Below are 17,760 nucleotides of genomic sequence, written 5' to 3' on the forward strand. Positions count from 1 at the left end.
GTAGCCGGTTGCCGCGGTCACGATACCGGACCAGCGCTCATGACCACCGTTGGACGTGATCAATTGCGGTTTAAGCTACTGATCACGTCCAACTGAACGGTGTGAGCACGAACGTCCGAAATCTGCAGTTGTCAGTGGAGACCGTCATCAGCGCGTTCTTGCAAACCGGGACGCGGATATTCTGAGCCTGTGAAGCCAGCAGCGCCCCCATCCGCGAGTTGGCAAATGGATCCTGAAGCTCAAAACGCCCTGGCGTGGTCGGCAACTCCGCCGGGGGTATCTCCCGATTCACTCGCAGTTTGCTGGCACTCGTCTGCACAGCGTCAAGCACAGCCTTGAGGAGCTGATTCCGATCAAGCGCAGCGGGTTTGACGTCATAGATCACAAAGGTCGATTCAGCGTGATACGTGGGCTTCATTGAGGCACAGCCGGTCAGCACAAGGCCGAGCGCCAGTGCAGGAGTCATTCTGTACATAGCTTTGTCCATATTGATGTTGAATTTTTCTAACCTCGTCACTGCGGCTGAAAAACTGCAGTGGCTTGGATGGCGCTAAATTAGAGGCCAACCACTAAGGATTCCTTAGTATGCCATAGGTGTTGTTCCTAAGAATCTCTTAGTCCTCATGCATGGAGGACTGGGATGGAAGAAAGGTCGGTGTTTGCCAGACGGCTACAGGTGGCCCGGGAGGCGAGAGGCGTATCGCAAAAGCAGCTCGGAATCCTTGCCGGCATCGACCAGTTCGTTGCCAGTGCTCGTATCAACCAGTACGAACGGGGTAAGCACGTACCGGATTTGCAGACGGCACAGCGCCTTGCCGCGGAACTGAACGTTCCAGTCTCCTACCTGTATGAGCCCGATGACGACCTGGCGGAGCTGATCCGACTCCTGGGAGGATGTTCCCGGGACCAGCTCCATCAGTTAATCATCCAACTCGAGACCGCCTGAGCCTGACTACACCCCACCTATTGCGGCCCAGCATCACGTTTTCGATACAGCACCTCGATGCGCCGCCGGAAACGCGCATGCGCCCGCTGGATCTCACCCAGGACACTGAGCGGCGCGCGGCGCATCGCCCTTGTCCGCTCCGCGTGACCGGCGTCGGTCAGCGCCCCCTGCAACCACAGGGCGTCCAGCAACTGGATGGCGAGATCGGCGCGGAGGAAGAGGACCACGTACGCGCTCGTCAGCGGCTTGCGGATGTCCGCACTCAAGGGCTCGACCCGGCCCTGTTCGCCGGCCTGCAGGCCTGCGGCGTCGAGCTGACCCCGCGTCCAGTCGATCATCCTCTCGACCTTGTGCACCTGCTGCGCGACGGAGTCTTTCAAGCACCGCAGTTCCTCCAGAGGGTAGGTATCCCGCAGGACGTTCGGCGCAAAGACGCACACGGCGTAGAGGCGGCAACTGGCCTCTTCAAAATTCCACTTCCAGACGCCGATCAAGCGCGGATTGGCCGAATCGACGGTTCGGGTGATGCAGGTGCCACGCAAATCCGAGTTTGCGGACGAGCGAAGCCATCATGTTGATTCATGAGAATCTCCAAGCATTTTTGGGGATGGGAATGACAGGACGTCCGCTGCCAGGAACAGCATACCGAAACGTCTCGACTTTCAAAGCGAGCGACCGGCGCCGCCGTGAGGGATCGCGGCGGCCCTGCCGACCTCACTCCCGCACGACGTAAGGCCGTCCGCCCAGGTGCCGGTGATAGACACCAAAGCCCCCGTCCCTCGCCGCATGGCGGCTGACGAGATCGGCTTGACCCGAAAGTCGGTCCACCGTCGAGAGGATGTGGGCATCCAGACTCAGGGGCTCCCGCAGCCCCAACCAGTCGGGCGCCCCCTTCGCGGCAGTAATGGCGTGAAGTAGCGCCAGGTAATGGGCCTCGGGCATGATCACCCGGTGCTGGGCCCGGGCCGCGGCGATCCACTCGAGAACCGTATGCTTGTGGCCCAGAAGTGCCCCACGCTCCGTCATTTCGTAGCGGCCCCGCACTGGATTGAACTTGTACTCCTCGGCCTTACCCGCATCGTGGAGCAGGCTCCCGGCGATCAACACCGGCAGATGCACCTCCGCGTGATGGCGTCCGAGGGTCTGGGCCCGCTCGGCGACTTCCAGCGCATGACGAAAGTTGCCGTTGCGGCCGTTGTGATGCCCCTGGAGCGAACTCGGCCCCTCGAGATAGCGCTGGAAACGGCGGGGGTCCCAGAACACCGCGTTGAAGAGGTGCTGCAGGGGTCGCCCCAAGCACTCCCAGAAACGCCCTGCCCTCGCTACGAGATCCCGCTCCCGGACCCAGGCGTGGGGCACCGTGTCAAAGGGATTTAGGCTCGCCTCAGGCCGTTCGAGTTTCACCAGCCGAGCGATCCGGATCGCCCCCAGAGTACTGGTCGGCCGGCCGAGCCAACGGATCGACACGAGGCTGCCAGCCGTCAGCCTGCTATCCGGATGGCGGCACAGCCACTCCACGCGCAGCACGGCCCTCTCATGGAAGACGACCGCCACGTTGAGCAGGTTGCGCTCATTGAAGGGCAGGCGCTCAATCGACTGGACCCGGAAGACCAACGGGAGGTGGTCGATGACATGATCCGGCTGGGGCAGCTGGCCCACCGAAAACACAGTTTTGCGGGCATCAGACATGGTGATGAGCTCCTTCAACGACAACGTTTTGTGCGGAGGACGCAAAGCGCTCACTCAGCAAGCGCTCGAAAGCGGATCCATCTTTGCGGGTCAGGTTAGGCACGTAACGGGAATACACCTTGAACAGCATCTCGGTGCTCGTGTGCCCCATCTGTCGGGCGATCCACTCGGGGTTTTCCCCGGCGGCGAGCCACAAAGTCGCGGCGGTATGGCGGGTCTGATATGGCCGTCGCTTCTTGAGCCCGAGGTGCCGCAGCAAGGGGTACCAGATGCGCTTGGTGATGTTGTTGTGGTCCAAGGCGTGCCCCGTGCTGCTGCAGAAGACGAAGCCCTTCAAGCGCCCGGAGCGAGCCAGCTGGCGCTTGAGCGCGTCGTACACCACTTGGGACATATGGATGTCGCGCACGGACTCGATGGTCTTGGCGTCTTCCTCCACCACGCCGAGGACAATTGTCTCCCGCACCAGGATCAGCTGGCGCTCGAAATCCACGTACTTCCACTTGAGCCCATCCACCTCGCCGGTTCGCATCCCGGTGAAGAAGCGCACCGTGTAGTAATCGCGGAAGTCCTCCCTTACGGTGTCGAGAATGCGTTGCACCTCAGCGAGCGTGAAGGGTTCGACATCGCTCTTGGGGATACGCAGCGGTTTGATGTTGTAGTAAGGACTGGTAAATTTGTACCGGTCGGAGGCTTCTGCAAGGATCAGGCTCATCACATTCATGATGGCGTTGATCCGGCGGGGCGACAGCGTTTCCTTCTTCCGGCCTTTGACTTTGGCGAGTTCGGACCGGAGTTGAAGGAGTTCTTCCCGCAGGAGGCTTCCGACATCCCGCGCCCCAAAACGGGGCAGCAGATGCTTGGTGACGATGTCGCTGACGGTACGCTGGTACGAGCGGCGCCAAGTCACTTGGTTTTCCAGTTGCCAGGTTTCAGCGAAAGCGCCGATCTTCGGACGAGCGTCGGAGGCCGCAAGAGGAGGCTGTGGAGGAGCAGAGATCACCGCAGGGCCGTTTACCTGAGGCGTAGGCTGACCAAGGCCTGTCTCCCGCGGTGCCTCGCTTACCGCTACCGCGAATGTTGCGGCGAGCTTGCTGCCGGGGAAGAAAGCCGAGTAGTCAAAAACCCCTTGGTGAATCTCCAGCTCGATACGCTGCAACACCTTTTCCAGCCGGCGCCGGTTCGCGGGCGTGTCATCCAACAAAGTTTGTTCTCTGCAACGCACGCTTTGAAAGCGGAAGTCGAAGAACAGTTTCCCGGAGTCGGCCCGGGCTCTGATGCTAGCCATGGCGAGCCTCCTTCTGTGCCGTCTGGGCCCGAAGGTGTTGTCCAGACTTCCGAGGCGCCCCGGGAATCGCAGCAACCCGGCACGCCACCCCGCTGGCCATGGGAATCGTGACTGAACGGGCGTGCTCGGACTGACCACGAGTCGGCGTTGCGGCCTGGACAAGCCCCGCATCCAGGGACTCGAGAGCCATGTCTTTCTCGATCTGCTCCCATACGTAGAGGATCTTTCGACCCCCGAATGGACGGATGTAATGCACACCCTCGAGCAAAACCGAGTCCTTCAGACGTTCGCGGATGGTTCGAACGTCGTACTTGATCCGAGCGGCAAGCTCGTCTGTAGTTAGGTAGGTGTTAGCGGACATGAGGACTTCTCCGTAGAATTGATCTTTCAGCAGGGCGTTTTGTTGCTCGATAGCTTCAAAACGATCTACTAGAGACCATTCTACACAAAAAGAAGACCTGTCAAAGACCTTTTTGACCTTCTAAAGATCATTTTTTGTATTTGGAGCGCAACGTGATCAAGTGCCACCTATCCCGCCTCCTTGGCGAGCGGAAGCTGAAGATCAGCGACGTCACACGGGACACGGGCATCAACCGGGGAACGCTGACCCGCCTGTATCACGAGACCGCCGAGCGCGTAGAGCTCGATGTCCTGGACGCTCTATGCGTCTACCTGAACTGTGGGCTGCCTGACTTGCTGGAGTACCAAAAGAGTGAGCAGGCCTCTCCTCCCCAACTCCCTGACCGCAACGGATAGGCTGAACTAGCGAATCACGCATGTATCGGGGCTGTGCCCGGCGGGCACGGTGCCTGAAGGTCAAACCCTCCACGGTTCGCAAAAAGCGGAGTTTTGTCCGGGCACAGGATGGGCACGGTTTGGGCACCGAGTGGGCACAAGCTTCAATCCGAGCCCAAAAAGCAAAAAGGCTCAAGCACCTAAATGCTTGAGCCTTAACGCTTTTGTTTGGTTGCGGGGGCAGGATTTGAACCTGCGACCTTCGGGTTATGAGCCCGACGAGCTGCCAGACTGCTCCACCCCGCGTCAGAGAAACGAGATATTAGACTACCCCGCAGCCTGCGTCAAATTTATTTTGCAGCGCATCATGAGAGCCGCGCGACCGCGGCACCTCTCAAGTGGCGGAGAGGGCCGTCCCTGCGTGTTCTCAAGCCATCGTGCCGGCCAGTCGGGTATCCTCGCGCAGCGCGGGATGGGCAAGGGAGCGGTATGCCCCCGGCACGCTCCGCGCGACAAAACAGCATGTCAAAAAATCAACGCAACAAGGAGCTACAGCATGGCAATTCAGAACATCGGCGTGATCGGCGCCGGCACCATGGGTAACGGCATCGCCCAGGTCTGCACCCTGGCGGGTGTGGGCGTGGTGATGGTGGACATCTCCACCGAAGCCGTCGAGCGCGGGCTCAAGACGGTGGCCGGCAGCCTTGACCGGATGGTCAAGAAGGAAAAGATCAGCGTTGCCGACAAGGACGCCGCCCTGGCGCTGATCCGCGGCACCACCACCTATGCCGACCTGGCCGGCACCGACCTGGTGATCGAGGCCGCCACCGAAAACGAAGGCCTCAAGCTGCGCATCCTCAAGGAGATCGACGGCATCGTCCCGGCCAGCACCGTGATCGCCACCAACACTTCGTCGATCTCCATCACCAAGCTGGCCGCTTCGGTGAGCAGCCCGTCGCGCTTCATCGGCATGCACTTCTTCAACCCGGTGCCGCTGATGGCCCTGGTGGAGCTGATCCGCGGCCTGCAGACCTCCGACGAGACTGTCGCGGCGGTCCAGGCCTTCGCCACCGCCATCGGCAAGACCCCCATCGCCGTCAAGAACAGCCCGGGCTTTGTGGTTAACCGCCTGCTCTGCCCGATGATCAACGAAGCCATCTTCGCCCTGCAGGAGGGCCTGGCCTCGGCGGCGGACATCGACGAAGGCATGAAGCTGGGTTGCAACCACCCCATCGGCCCCCTGGCCCTGGCGGACCTGATCGGCCTGGACACCATGCTGGCGGTGATGGAGGTGTTCTACGACGGTTTCAATGATCCCAAGTACCGCCCCGCCCCCCTGCTCAAGGAAATGGTGGATGCCGGCTACCTGGGCCGCAAGACCGGTCAGGGCTTCTACACCTACTGATAGTGCTGAAACCCGCCCTGCCAACCGGCCGGGCGGGCCGGGCGGGCCGGGCACCTGCCGCGACCGCCCCTTACATTATCTTTGCATATCGGATATTTTGATCGGCAAACCGGATTTCCTTCAGGTTTGCATGCTCCATTGACGATAAGCAGGGATGAAGGCCGTATTTCTGCCCCTTTTCGCTGTACTCCTTCTCGCCCTGCCAGCCCGGGCCGAGATCGTGCTGACCCTGGGTCATGCGGTCAGCGCCGATCACCCGCGGGCGCAGGCATCACAGCATTTTGCCGATACGCTCAAGCGCCGCAGCGGCGGACGCATCACTGTCGATGTGCTGGGCGGGGCCAGCTTCGGCGACGACGTGGCCATGCTCAAGGCGTTGCAGGACGGCAGCCTGGACATTTCCGCCAATAGCCAGGGCCCCCTCTCGGCCTTTGTACCCGAGATCAATGCCTTCGGCCTGCCCTTCCTTTTTGATCGGCCCGAGCAGGCCCAGCGGCTGCTGGACGGCCCCCTCGGCGAACACCTATCCCGCCGCATGGCACAGGCCGGCTTCGTTGCCCTGGGGTTCTGGGACAACGGCATCCGCCATTTCTCCAATTCCGTCCGCCCCCTGCTCAAGCCTGCCGACTTTGCCGGCCTGAGGTTCCGCACCCCCGCCGACCCGGTCGCCGTCGACATCGTCCGCGCCCTTGGTGCCCAGGCGGTCGAGATTCGCTTTTCGGCCTTGTACCAGGCCCTGCAACGGCGCACCGTCGATGGTCAGGAGAACCCCCTGATCAACTTCCACGCGGCGCACCTGCATGAAGTCCAGACTCACCTTTCCCTCACCGCGCACAAATACGAGATCACCCCCTTCGTGATGAGCCGCCGGGCCTGGAACGCGCTCTCCACCGCGGATCGGGACATGCTGCGCGCTGTCGCCGACGACTCCACCCGCCACCAGCGAGCGCTCACCCGCAAGGCCGAGGAGGACGCCTACCGGGCCCTGCTCGCCTCGGGCATCCAGATCAGCCGGATCAGCCGCCCGGCCTTCGTCGAGGCCACCCGGCCGGTCTATAAGAAATGGCTTTCCGGCCCCGCCGGCGCCTATATCCGGCAAGTGGTCGAGGCTGCCGGCGAATGAAAATCCGGCACGCCCTGATCGGCGGTTTCGGGGGCACGCTGGTGGCGGTGCTGGGGGTCGTGCTGATGGCCTTTCTGATGCTCTCCCAGTTCGCCGCCAGCTGGACGGAGATGTCCACCGTGATTGCCAGCCGGCACCAGGTGATGCTGAGCGGCACCCTGCGCCTGGGCTATGCCACGGAGCACTTCAACAACTACCTGCGCGAAGGCGGCGATCACGCCGTGCGCTTCAACGCTGAGATGGATCACCTGGCCCGCAACCTCGCCACCTACCGCGCCCTGAGTACACCGGACGAGACCGAACGCAACCTGCTCGACAGCGCCGACCGCTACGTGAGGCTCTACCGCCAGGACATGACCCGCATCGTTGCGTTGCGGGCCCGCCTCGCCGATCCGACAACCCTCACTGCAGCCCTCCAGGGAGAACACGACAAGCTGCTGGCCCTGACGTTGCGCAAGCTCAACGACATCAACACCCGGCGCACCGACACCGCCAGCGCGGCGATCAACCGGCAACTCGATCTCAACCGCATCGGCCTTCTGCTGGCCGCCGCACTGGCCAGCGCGGGCGTTGTCACGGCCGGCGTGCTGGCCTCACGCAGCATCGTGCGCCACAACCAGGCCCGTGACCACGCCTACGCCGCTCTGGAGTTCGAGATCCAGGAACGTCGCCGGGCAGAAACCGAACTGGAACGCTATCGGGAACACCTGGAACAGCTGGTCGAAGCCCGCACCGTCGAACTGCGGGCCGCCAACCGGAGCGCAGCCGCTGCCAGCCACGCCAAGTCGGAGTTCCTGGCCAACATGAGCCACGAGATCCGCACCCCGCTCAACGCCATCGTAGGCTTGACACACCTCCTGCAACGCCGGAGCAGCGATGCAGGGCAGCTGGACAAGCTGAGCAAGATCAGCGACGCCGCCCGCCACCTGCTCGCGGTGATCAACGACATCCTGGACTTCTCGAAGATCGAAGCCGGCAAGCTGGTGCTCGAGGAACAGGAGATCGATGTCCGCGGCCTGAGCACCCACATCGTCTCCATGCTCGCCGAACAGGCCCGGGAGAAGGGCATCGAGCTCGACTCCGAGGTCGCCCCCCTGCCCCGCCTGTGTGGCGATCTGACCCGCCTCACCCAAGCCTTCCTCAACCTCGCCGGCAACGCCGTCAAGTTCACGGCCAAGGGCAGCGTCACCCTGCGCGTCACCCAGGAAGAAAAAGTGGGCAGTAGTATCCTGGTGCGGTTCGAAGTCGCCGACACCGGCGCCGGTATCGCACCGGACGTCCTGAGCAGCCTGTTCGAGCCTTTCCGGCAAGCCGACAACTCCATCACCCGCACCCATGGCGGCACAGGGCTGGGCCTCGCCATCACCCGCCGCCTGGCCCGCCTGATGGGTGGAGATGCGGACGGCGAGAGTACCCCCGGCCGCGGCAGCCGCTTCTGGTTCACCGCCTGCCTGAAACTCGCCCCCGAGTTACCCGACAAGGCCCCCGACACCAGCCCCGAAGGGAGCGCTGAAGCGCGCCTGACCAGCACATTCGCAGGTACACGGCTGCTGCTGGTGGAAGACGACAAAGTGAACCAGGAGGTCGCCCGGGATCTGATAGAGGAAATCGGGCTGCATCTGGACGTGCTCGACAACGGCCAGCAAGCCGTGGACCGTCTGCGCGAGGCGGCGCCCGGCTACGCGCTGGTGCTGATGGACATGCAGATGCCGGTGATGGACGGCCTTGAAGCCACCCGCCGGATCCGTCTGCAGCACCCGGCCAGCACCCTGCCCATCATCGCCATGACTGCCAACGCCTTCGGCGAAGACCAGGCCCGCTGCTTTGCTGCCGGCATGAACGACTTCGTCAGCAAGCCGGTGGATCCGGATCGGCTCTACACGACGCTGCTCAAGTGGCTAAGGCAGGGTGCGGACATCCCCCCCTGCGATGAGCAGGCTGATCAAGCCCGCTTGCCCCTGCGGGGCGACACGATCTAGGCCCTGCGCAGGGCCACGTGGGTACGGATCAGGGCCGCGGCATCGGAGCGGAAACGCTCGTCAGGTCTACCCGCCAGCCAGTGTTTGACCAGGCCACCGACAAAAAGGAAGGTGTCATGGGCCAGGTCGGCAGGCGCGACGCCCGGACGCAGCACACCCCGGGCCTCGGCCCGGCGGTATGCCTCGGTGAGCTTGCCGAGGAAATCCAGCTGGCCGCCGGAGCATTGCATCATGTCGCTGAACTCGTTCACGTATTCGCACTTGAAGCTGACGATCTCGAAGGTCTCCCGCACCTCGGGCTGATCACGAAGGATATGAAAGATCTCCTGCAGGGCGGTTTCGATACCGTGCAGGGGGTCGGCATCATCCTCCTTGAATATCACGCGGTCCACAAAGGGCAGGATGGCCTGCTCACGCATTGCAAAGAACAGTTCGGTCTTGTTGCGGAAGTGCCAGTAGACCGCGCCCCGGGTCACGCCGGCTGCCGCGGCAATCCTCTCAAAGGTGGTGCCGCCCACCCCGCACTCCAGAAACACCCTGCGCGCGGCCTCAATAATCAGGCTACGGGTGAGATCAGCCTCTTCCTTGGTCTTGCGAACCATTCAACCCTCCGGTGATCAAGCTTTGAGCTTGTACACACTTTACATACATTCTTGAATGTATAAACTATGCCCCAACAACACCCAAAAATCCAGTCCCCGGAGGTCACCGTGACCGCTCGCCCCTCTTCGATCCCGCCCCGCGCCCTGCGCACAACCCTGCCCATCCTGGCCCTGAGCGTGGCCTTGCTTGCCGCCTGTTCCAGCAAGGAGCAGCCTGCTGGCGGCCCGCCCCCCGGCGGCATGCCGGCCCTGCCGGTGACGGTGCTGACCATGCAGCCCACCACCGTGGAAACCAGCGTCGAGGCGGTTGCCCAGACGGAAGGCGCGAGGGAGGTCGAGATCCGCGCCCGGGTGGGTGGCATTCTCATGAAGCGTCTGTACGAAGAAGGTGCCACAGTCAAGGCTGGGCAAGCGCTCTTCGAACTGGACAAGGCCCCGTTCGAGGTCGCAGCGGCCCAGGCCCGGGCCCAGCTCGCCCAGAGCAAGGCCCGCGCCGAGCAGACCGTCCGCGAGGCCAGCCGCCTCAAGGGGCTGCTCGCCCAGGAGGCCATCAGTCAGCGTGAATACGACACGGCCACCTCCGACAACGCCGCAGCCCTCGCCGCCGTGCAGGCGGCCCAGGCCTCGGTGCGCCAGGCCGAGCTCAACCTGTCCTGGTCCACCGTGGTCGCGCCGGTTTCCGGCGTCACCGGGCGTGCAGCGGTGTCGGAAGGCAACCTGGTCAGCACCAACGGGCTGGTCACCACCGTCGTCCAGCTCAACCCCATGTGGGTGCGCTTCTCCGTGTCCGAAAGCGAGCTCGCCGGAGCCAGCCCTGGCGGCCGCTTCAAGCCTCAGGCCGTGCGCGGTGTGGAGCTGATCCTGCCCGATGGCTCCACCTACCCGGTGCGCGGCAAGCTCAATTTTGCTGCCAGCCAGCTCAGCCCGACCCTGGGCACCCTGCAGTTGCGCGGCGAGTTTGCCAACCCGGACGGCAGTCTGATGCCCGGCCAGTTCGTGCGCGCCCGCCTGCTGACGGGCGAGCGCAGTGGCGTCTTCAAGGTGCCGCAGAACGCCGTCGTGCAGACGGACAGGGGTGCCATCGTGATGACCGCCGATGCCGACAACAAGGTGGCCCCGCGCCCGGTGAAGACCGGCCAATGGACCGGCAATGACTGGGTGATCCTGGACGGTCTCAAGGCCGGCGACAAGGTGATCGTGGACAACCTGATCAAGCTGCGTCCGGGCGCACCGGTTGCCCCCCATGCCCCGGGTGAAGGTCCGGGCGCGCCGGGCGGCAAGGCAGGCGCTGCGGCCGCGCCCGCAGCGGCTCCGGCCAAGAAGGATTGAGGGAGCACCATCCATGTCACGCTTCTTCATCAGCCGGCCGATCTTTGCCTCGGTCATCTCCATCGTCATCGTGATCGCCGGCCTCATGGCCTCGCTCACCCTGCCGGTGGCCCAGTATCCGGAGATCACGCCGCCCACGGTGATCATCTCCGCCACCTTCCCCGGCGCCAACGCCGAGACCCTCTCCAAGACCGTCGCTGCGCCCATCGAGGAGCAGTTGTCGGGTGTCGAGGGCCTGCTCTACTACAACTCCCAGAGCACCTCCAACGGCACGGTCAGCATCACCGCCACCTTCGAGGTGGGCACCAACCCGGACACGGCATTGATCGCCGTGAACAACCGGGTCAAGGTGGCCGAGCCGCGCCTGCCCGATGACGTGAGACGCACCGGCGTGCTGGTGCAGAAGCGTTCCAACAACATCCTGATGTTTGCGGCGCTGCGTTCTCCGGACAACACCTTCGACGCCCTCTACCTGTCGAACTACGTGTCCCTCAACGTGATCGAGGAGATCCGCCGCATCCCCGGCGTGGGCGACGCCCAGCTGTTCGACCCGATCTACGCCATGCGCGTGTGGCTGAAGCCCGACGTGATGGCCAAGCTGGGCATCACCACCTCCGACGTCGCCGCCGCCATCCGCGTCCAGAACGCCCAGAACGCCGCCGGCAAGATCGGCGCCGAGCCGGTGCTCAACGGCCAGCAGCTCACCTACACCGTCACCGCCAAGGGTCGCCTGCTGACCCCCGAGGACTTCGGCAACATCGTGCTGCGTGCCGAAGGCCCCAACGGCCTGGTGCGTCTGAAGGATGTGGCGCGCATCGAACTGGGTGCCGACAACTACGACCGCAGCGCCCGCGTCAACGGCTCCCCGGTGTCCGGCATGGGCATCTACCTGCAGTCCGGCGCCAACGCCCTGCAGACCGCCAAGCTGGTGCGCGCACGCCTGGACGAGATGTCGAAGCAGTTCCCCAAGGGCATGGAGTACTTCGTGCCCTACGACACCACCCGCTTCATCCAGGAGTCCGCGAAAGAGGTCATCAAAACCCTCGTCGAGGCCGCCCTGCTGGTGATCGCCGTGGTGTACCTGTTCCTGCAGAACTGGCGCGCCACCCTGATCCCCATCGTGGCGGTGCCGGTGTCCCTGATCGGCACCTTCGCCGGCATGTGGATGTTCGGTTTCTCCATCAACACCCTGACCCTGTTCGCCATGGTGCTGGCCATCGGCATCGTGGTGGATGACGCCATCGTGGTGCTCGAAAACGTCGAGCGCCTGATGAACGAGCAGAAGATGTCCCCCAAGGACGCGGCCATCGAGGCCATGCGCGAGGTGTCGGGCGCCGTCATCGCCATCGTGCTGGTGCTGTGTGCCGTGTTCGTGCCCGTGGCCTTCCTGGGCGGCATTGCCGGCATGCTCTACAAGCAGTTTGCCGTGACGGTGGCGGTAGCGGTGGTGATCTCGGGCATCGTCGCCCTGACCCTCACCCCCGCCCTGTGCGCCCTGCTGCTCAAGCCCACCCATGAAGAGAAGCCCCTGTTCCGGCCCTTCAACCGCCTGTTCGAGCGCTTTACCCGCAGCTACACCAACACCGTCGGCCTGACCCTGCGTCACGGCATCGTCGGCACCCTGGTGTTCCTGCTGACCATCGGTGCCGCGGCCTGGCTGCTGCGCGTTGTGCCGGGCAGCTTCGTCCCCTCCGAAGACCAGGGCTACCTGTTCGGTTTCGTCACCCTCAGCGATGGCGCCTCCGGGCAACGCACCGGCGTCGCCGCCGAACAGATGCGTCAGCGCGTCATGTCCGATGACATTGAGAACATCTTCTTCATCAACGGGGTGGACTTCATCACCGGCAACAACCGGCCCAGCGTCGCGACGACCTTCATCATCTTCAAGCCCTGGGACCAGCGCACCGTCACCACGAGTGAAATGGCCGGCAAGTTCATGGGCATCGGCATGAGCCTGCCCGACGGCATGGGGCTGGTCTTCAACCCGCCTCCCATCCAGGGCCTCGGCACCGCCGGCGGCTTTGAGGTGTATGTGCAGAACCGGGCCGATGGCGATCCGCGCAACCTCGCCGCCGTGACCGGGCAGTTCGTCGAAGCCCTCAAGAAGCGTCCCGAGCTGACCGGCCTCAACACCTTCTTCCGCGTGACGGCTCCCCAGCTCTACGTGGAAGTGGATGAGCCCAAGGCCCTGTCCATGGGCATTCCCCTCGACTCAATCTACGCCACCCTGCAGGCCAGCACCGGCGTCCTGTACGTCAACGACTTCAACCGCAGCGGCAAGACCTACAAGGTCCAGGTCCAGGCCGACGCTGCCTACCGCATGAAGCCCGAAGACCTGCTCAAGCCCTATGTGCGCAGCGCCACCGGCGCCATGGTGCCCCTGTCGGCGGTCGCCAAGGTGAGCATGGTCACCGGTGCCGAGCTGGTGGAGCGCTTCAATGGCTTCGTGTCGGCCAAGGTGCTGGGCAGTGCGGCCCCGGGCTACAGCTCCGGCGACGCCATCAAGGCCGTCGAGGAAGTGGCTCTCGCCACCCTGCCCGAGGGCTATCGCACCGAGTGGGTCGGCCAGGCCTTCCAGGAAAAGCGCACCGGCAGCGCCTCCATCATCGCCTTCGTGTTCGGCATCATCATGGTCTTCCTGATCCTGGCAGCCCAGTACGAAAAGTGGTCCCTGCCCCTGGCGGTGATCATGGCGGTGCCCTTTGCCATGCTTGGTGCCCTGGTGGCGGTACTGATGCGCGGCATGCCCAACGACATCTACTTCCAGATCGGGCTGGTGGTGCTGATCGGGCTGGCGGCCAAGAACGCCATCCTGATCGTCGAGTTTGCGGCCCAGAAGCAGGCCGAAGGCATGAGCGTGATCGATGCGGCCGTCGAGGCAGCCCGGCTGCGCTTCCGCCCCATCGTGATGACCTCGCTGGCCTTCATCCTCGGCGTGCTGCCCCTGGCGCTCTCGTCCGGGGCCGGTGCCGCCGCGCGCCGTTCGATGGGTACTGGCGTGGTGGGGGGCATGATCGCCGCCACCTTCATCGCCACCATCTTCATCCCGCTGTTCTTCAAGTGGCTGAGCCGCGGCAAGGTCCGCCACCCGGCAGGTGACCTGCCCCACACCGGCACCCAGGAGGTGAAGCCGTGATCCGCCCCCGACTGACCCTGCTCGCCCTGGCCATTCCCCTGGCCCTGGCCGGCTGCGCCCTCGGCCCCGACTATCAGCGCCCCGATGCTCGAGTGGCCCTGCCCGACAGCTACGCCAACGAGCCCGTGGCGGCCACGCCGGCCACCACCCCGGCTGTCGCCGGCCGCTGGTGGACCCTGTTCGGCGACGGGCAACTCGATGCCCTGGTGGATCAGGCCCTGGCCAGCAGCCCGGACGCCCTGAGCGCCGCCGCCCGCATCGAGGAGGCCGACGCCGTGCTGCGCCAGGTGAATGCCGCCCTGTTGCCCCAGATCGACGCCAATGCCGGCGTCTCGCGCAGCCGCAGCATCCTGCCCAACGCCGTCGAGCCCACCGGCCTGCTGCGCAACACCAACAAGATCGGACTGTCCACGTCCTTCGAGCTGGACGTATGGGGCAAGCTGCGACGTGCCTCGGAAGGCGCCCGGGCCCAGGCCCTGGGCACCCGCTACACCAGCGAGACAGTGTCCCTGAGCCTCGCCGCCAGCGTCACCCAGGCCTACCTCAACCTGCGCGCCATCGACGCCCAGCTGCTGGTGAATCGCGACTCGGTGAGCAGCCAGGCAAAGAGCACCCAGCTCGCCCGCGTGCGTTTCGACAACGGCTACGTGTCACAGCTGGACGTGCAGCAGGCCGAAGGCGCCCTGGCCACCTACACCGCAGCCCAGGTGCAGCTGGAGAAAAACCGCGCCCTGGCCGAAAGCCTGCTCGGGCTGCTGGTCGGCCAGCCCGGCCTGAAGGTGGCCGCGGGTGATCTGCGCAACCTGCCTGTACCGCCGACGCCGCCGGCCGGCCTGCCCTCCAGTCTGCTCGAAGCCCGCCCCGACGTGCGCAAGGCCGAAACCGACCTGATCGCCGCCAACGCGAGAATCGGCGTGGCCAAGGCCGCCCTGTTCCCGAGCATCACCCTGACCGGCACCTTCGGGCGGGAAAGCCGCGACCTGTCCGATCTGTTCAGCCCTGCCGCGGCGGTGTGGTCCATCGGCGCCGGCCTGACCCAGCCCATCTTTGAAGGCGGCCGTCTGCGCGCCCAGGTGGAACAGGTCAGCGCCCAGCAGAAGCAGAGCCTCGAGGCCTACCGCAAGTCGGTGCAGACCGCCTTCCGTGAGGTCAACGACGCCCTGATCACCGTGCGCCAGAACGGCGACAGCGAAGTTGCCCTCGGCCAGGCCATGCAGGCCGCCAAACGCAGCCTGCAGCTCGCTCAGGCCCGCTACGACAGCGGCTACTCGCCCTATCTGGAAGTGCTGACCGCCCAGCGCACCAGCAACGACGCCACCCTTGCCTGGGTGCAGAACCGCCAGGCGCGGCTGTCCTCGTCGGTGGACCTGTTCAAGGCCCTCGGCGGCGGCTGGAAAGACAGCAACGCCCCCCAGGCGGCGGTCCGCTGAAGGCCTCTGAGGCGCCCGGAAGCACCGGGCGCCTCAGTAGGAAGACCCCGGGGCGTCGTCAGACGCCCCGCCTTTGTATGACGCACACAGGCTGGACGTGGCCGCCGCCAGCAGCATCGAATCCACCCCCACGGCGATGAAGCGCGCACCAGCTTCCCGGTAGCGCGCCACCAGGCCCCGTTCGCCGCACAGCACCCCGCCGGCCTTGCCGCATTCGGCCACCCGGGTCAGGCCCTGTTCGATCATGGCGACGATCTCCGGGTGATTCGACTCGCCAAGCAGGCCACAGGACGCGGCCAGATCGGCGGCGCCGAAGAACACCCCATCCACCCCGTCCACTGCCAGGATCGCGTCCAGCTCGGCCATGCCGGCGCGGGTCTCCACCTGCACGAGCAGGCACATGGCGTCGTTGGCGCGCTGGGCGTAGTCGCCGATGCGGCCCCAGCGGGAGGCACGGGCAATCGAGCTGCCCACCCCGCGGATGCCCGCCGGCGGGTAGCGCATCGCCTCTACCAGGTGGGCGGCCTGCTGCGCCGATTCCACCATCGGGATCAGCAGGGTCTGCACACCCGTCTCGAGGAGCTGCTTGATGAGCACATGGTCGCCCTGGGGCGGGCGCACCACCGGCTGGGAGGCGTAGGGTGCAATCGCCTGCAGCTGGGCAAAGATGGTGCGCAGGTCGTTGGGGCCGTGCTCGGCATCGATCAGCAGCCAGTCAAAGCCGGCACCGGCGCAGATCTCGGCGCTGAACACCTCGGACAGGCCCAGCCACAGGCCATATTGCAGATCGCCCGCCAGCAGGCGTTGCTTGAAGCGGTTCTCGGAAAATTCCATCGCGTTTCCCTCCGTGTCGTCTGAGGCCTCAATCTACCGCAGGCCGGGGGCGCAGGTCCTGATCGAAATCGTCCACCGAAGGGAAGCGCAGCGGCGCGCGTGCATCCAGGGTCAGCAGGTGCTGGCGATAGCCCTGGAGAATCTCCGCACGGATGTCGGGGCTGACGTAAGGGACATGCCAGGCCACGTAGGGCGGCAGCACCGTCAGGCCGACGTAGCCGAGCATGCCGCGCAGGATGGGCTGGAGCATGACCTCCAGCTCGCCGTGGATGGCCTCCGGCCCGAACATGTGGGCCTGCCCCCCCAGGGAGATGGCCAGCATGGCCGATTTGCCTTTCAGCCCGCCCTTGTCATAGATGCGCCGGCCGCCATAGCAGAAGCCGGAAACGAAGACCCGGTCCACCCAGCCCTTCATGATCGCCGGCATGCCGTACCAGTAGATCGGGAAGTTGAAGATGATCAGGTCAGCCCACTTGACCTTGTCGATTTCGGCGGCGATGTCCGGCGCCAGGGTGCCCTTGTTGAAGGCGTTGCGTTGTTCCAGGGCATAGACGAGGTAGTCCGGGTTGGCCCGCTCGCCAAAGTCGGCAGCGCTGGCCACCGGGTTGAAGTTCATGGCGTAGAGGTCGGACACCTGCACCGCGTGGCCCTCCCCTTCCAGCAGGCGCACCGCCTCGTCCTTCATGGCAGCGTTGAAGGAGCGGGGTTCGTGGTGGGCAAAGACGATCAGTACATTCATGCGTTTTTCCTTCTGTGTCCGGCGAAAGACGTGGGGTCGAATTCATTCGACCCCGATTCACTGCATCATCGACATGCCGTTCATCCCAGTCCGCGCTGGAATGAACCTAATTCCCTCCGTTTGAGGCGTCGTCTGACGGTCGATACGGTCTCTCCTGTACGGGCGACTTGTAGGGGCGACTTGTAGGGGCGACTTCAGTCGCCCACCACGCGTCCATCACCGCCATGCCCTTAATCTCAGCCCGCGGGCGACTGAAGTCGCCCCCACAGTCCCTCCAGCCGCACTCAGCGCGTCCCATGACCCCCTTCAGCTTCACCCATCGGGTGATCCGGCCAGTGGAGGACAAACCCGCGTCAGCATTGGGTTTGCGTCTGGTCCGGGGAGGACAACCGAGGAAAATCGGATGAATTCGACCCAACAGGGTGGCTTCCCGCTTCGGTGCCTGTCGCCAAAAAAAGCCCCTTCGCGAGCCGCCCTCGCGAAGGGGTAAACACGACCGAATTCCAGGGAGGAGAGGATTGGTTTCGG

General features: G+C 64.5%; 16 protein-coding genes and 1 tRNA gene. 8 read left to right on the top strand and 9 right to left on the bottom strand.

What is annotated here, in order from left to right; translation table 11 throughout:
- Positions 1-82: 82 nt before the first annotated feature.
- Positions 83-466, bottom strand: coding sequence for a hypothetical protein (locus ACIQ09_RS17550; protein ID WP_398312869.1), 384 nt, complete (start codon positions 464-466; stop codon positions 83-85).
- Positions 467-640: 174 nt separating this feature from the next.
- Here ACIQ09_RS17550 and ACIQ09_RS17555 point away from each other — a divergent pair, with 174 nt between their 5' ends.
- Positions 641-946 (top strand): helix-turn-helix domain-containing protein, encoded by a 306-nt coding sequence (locus ACIQ09_RS17555; RefSeq protein WP_169147149.1) that lies wholly within the window; start codon positions 641-643, stop codon positions 944-946.
- A gap of 17 nt (positions 947-963) precedes the next feature.
- On the opposite strand, the gene ACIQ09_RS17560 is transcribed toward ACIQ09_RS17555, so the two are convergent.
- From ACIQ09_RS17560 to ACIQ09_RS17575, 4 genes are all read right to left on the bottom strand, one after another.
- Positions 964-1,488 (bottom strand): hypothetical protein, encoded by a 525-nt coding sequence (locus ACIQ09_RS17560; RefSeq protein WP_398312873.1) that lies wholly within the window; start codon positions 1,486-1,488, stop codon positions 964-966.
- Positions 1,489-1,660: 172 nt separating this feature from the next.
- The gene (locus ACIQ09_RS17565; protein ID WP_398312876.1) at positions 1,661-2,635 is read right to left on the bottom strand and encodes an HD domain-containing protein; all 975 of its coding nucleotides are present in this window, start codon (positions 2,633-2,635) and stop codon (positions 1,661-1,663) included.
- A complete protein-coding gene (locus ACIQ09_RS17570; protein WP_398312879.1) occupies positions 2,628-3,920 on the bottom strand; it encodes an Arm DNA-binding domain-containing protein in 1,293 nt (430 codons plus the stop codon). Before ACIQ09_RS17570 ends, ACIQ09_RS17565 begins: the two co-directional genes overlap by 8 nt.
- Positions 3,913-4,281, bottom strand: coding sequence for a hypothetical protein (locus ACIQ09_RS17575; RefSeq protein WP_398312882.1), 369 nt, complete (start codon positions 4,279-4,281; stop codon positions 3,913-3,915). Before ACIQ09_RS17575 ends, ACIQ09_RS17570 begins: the two co-directional genes overlap by 8 nt.
- Positions 4,282-4,433: 152 nt before the next feature.
- Here ACIQ09_RS17575 and ACIQ09_RS17580 point away from each other — a divergent pair, with 152 nt between their 5' ends.
- Positions 4,434-4,676 (top strand): helix-turn-helix domain-containing protein, encoded by a 243-nt coding sequence (locus ACIQ09_RS17580; protein ID WP_398312885.1) that lies wholly within the window; start codon positions 4,434-4,436, stop codon positions 4,674-4,676.
- Between the two features lie 208 nt (positions 4,677-4,884).
- On the opposite strand, the gene ACIQ09_RS17585 is transcribed toward ACIQ09_RS17580, so the two are convergent.
- Positions 4,885-4,961: transfer RNA gene (locus tag ACIQ09_RS17585), tRNA-Met, on the bottom strand.
- 250 nt (positions 4,962-5,211) lie between these two features.
- Here ACIQ09_RS17585 and ACIQ09_RS17590 point away from each other — a divergent pair.
- The 3 genes from ACIQ09_RS17590 to ACIQ09_RS17600 all read left to right on the top strand — a co-directional run bounded on the left by ACIQ09_RS17590 (position 5,212) and on the right by ACIQ09_RS17600 (position 9,162).
- The gene (locus ACIQ09_RS17590) at positions 5,212-6,060 is read left to right on the top strand and encodes a 3-hydroxybutyryl-CoA dehydrogenase (protein ID WP_398312888.1); all 849 of its coding nucleotides are present in this window, start codon (positions 5,212-5,214) and stop codon (positions 6,058-6,060) included.
- A gap of 154 nt (positions 6,061-6,214) precedes the next feature.
- Entirely contained in the window at positions 6,215-7,183 is a 969-nt protein-coding gene (locus ACIQ09_RS17595; RefSeq protein WP_398312891.1) for a TRAP transporter substrate-binding protein, read from the top strand.
- The gene (locus ACIQ09_RS17600) at positions 7,180-9,162 is read left to right on the top strand and encodes an ATP-binding protein (RefSeq protein WP_398312894.1); all 1,983 of its coding nucleotides are present in this window, start codon (positions 7,180-7,182) and stop codon (positions 9,160-9,162) included. Before ACIQ09_RS17595 ends, ACIQ09_RS17600 begins: the two co-directional genes overlap by 4 nt.
- On the opposite strand, the gene ACIQ09_RS17605 is transcribed toward ACIQ09_RS17600, so the two are convergent.
- Complete coding sequence (locus ACIQ09_RS17605; RefSeq protein WP_374503254.1) at positions 9,159-9,764, bottom strand: TetR family transcriptional regulator; 606 nt, start codon at positions 9,762-9,764, stop codon at positions 9,159-9,161. The genes ACIQ09_RS17600 and ACIQ09_RS17605 overlap by 4 nt on opposite strands.
- A 108-nt stretch (positions 9,765-9,872) precedes the next feature.
- Here ACIQ09_RS17605 and ACIQ09_RS17610 point away from each other — a divergent pair, with 108 nt between their 5' ends.
- From ACIQ09_RS17610 to ACIQ09_RS17620, 3 genes are read left to right on the top strand one after another with little or no spacing between them, the layout of a single operon-like run.
- Positions 9,873-11,093, top strand: a complete 1,221-nt coding sequence (locus ACIQ09_RS17610) for an efflux RND transporter periplasmic adaptor subunit (protein WP_398312898.1) — start codon at positions 9,873-9,875, stop codon at positions 11,091-11,093.
- Positions 11,094-11,106: 13 nt separating this feature from the next.
- Positions 11,107-14,229 (top strand): efflux RND transporter permease subunit, encoded by a 3,123-nt coding sequence (locus ACIQ09_RS17615; RefSeq protein ID WP_398312901.1) that lies wholly within the window; start codon positions 11,107-11,109, stop codon positions 14,227-14,229.
- On the top strand, positions 14,226-15,659 hold the full coding sequence (locus ACIQ09_RS17620) for an efflux transporter outer membrane subunit (protein WP_398312904.1): 1,434 nt from the start codon (positions 14,226-14,228) through the stop codon (positions 15,657-15,659). The genes ACIQ09_RS17615 and ACIQ09_RS17620 overlap by 4 nt, the downstream gene beginning before the upstream one ends.
- 33 nt (positions 15,660-15,692) lie before the next feature.
- On the opposite strand, the gene ACIQ09_RS17625 is transcribed toward ACIQ09_RS17620, so the two are convergent.
- On the bottom strand, positions 15,693-16,493 hold the full coding sequence (locus tag ACIQ09_RS17625; protein WP_398312907.1) for an aldolase/citrate lyase family protein: 801 nt from the start codon (positions 16,491-16,493) through the stop codon (positions 15,693-15,695).
- Between the two features lie 28 nt (positions 16,494-16,521).
- Positions 16,522-17,232 (bottom strand): NAD(P)H-dependent oxidoreductase, encoded by a 711-nt coding sequence (locus tag ACIQ09_RS17630; RefSeq protein ID WP_398312910.1) that lies wholly within the window; start codon positions 17,230-17,232, stop codon positions 16,522-16,524.
- Positions 17,233-17,760 lie beyond the last annotated feature (528 nt).

Origin of the sequence: Zoogloea sp. (genome assembly GCF_044344315.1) — a bacterium.
Classification (GTDB): domain Bacteria; phylum Pseudomonadota; class Gammaproteobacteria; order Burkholderiales; family Rhodocyclaceae; genus Zoogloea.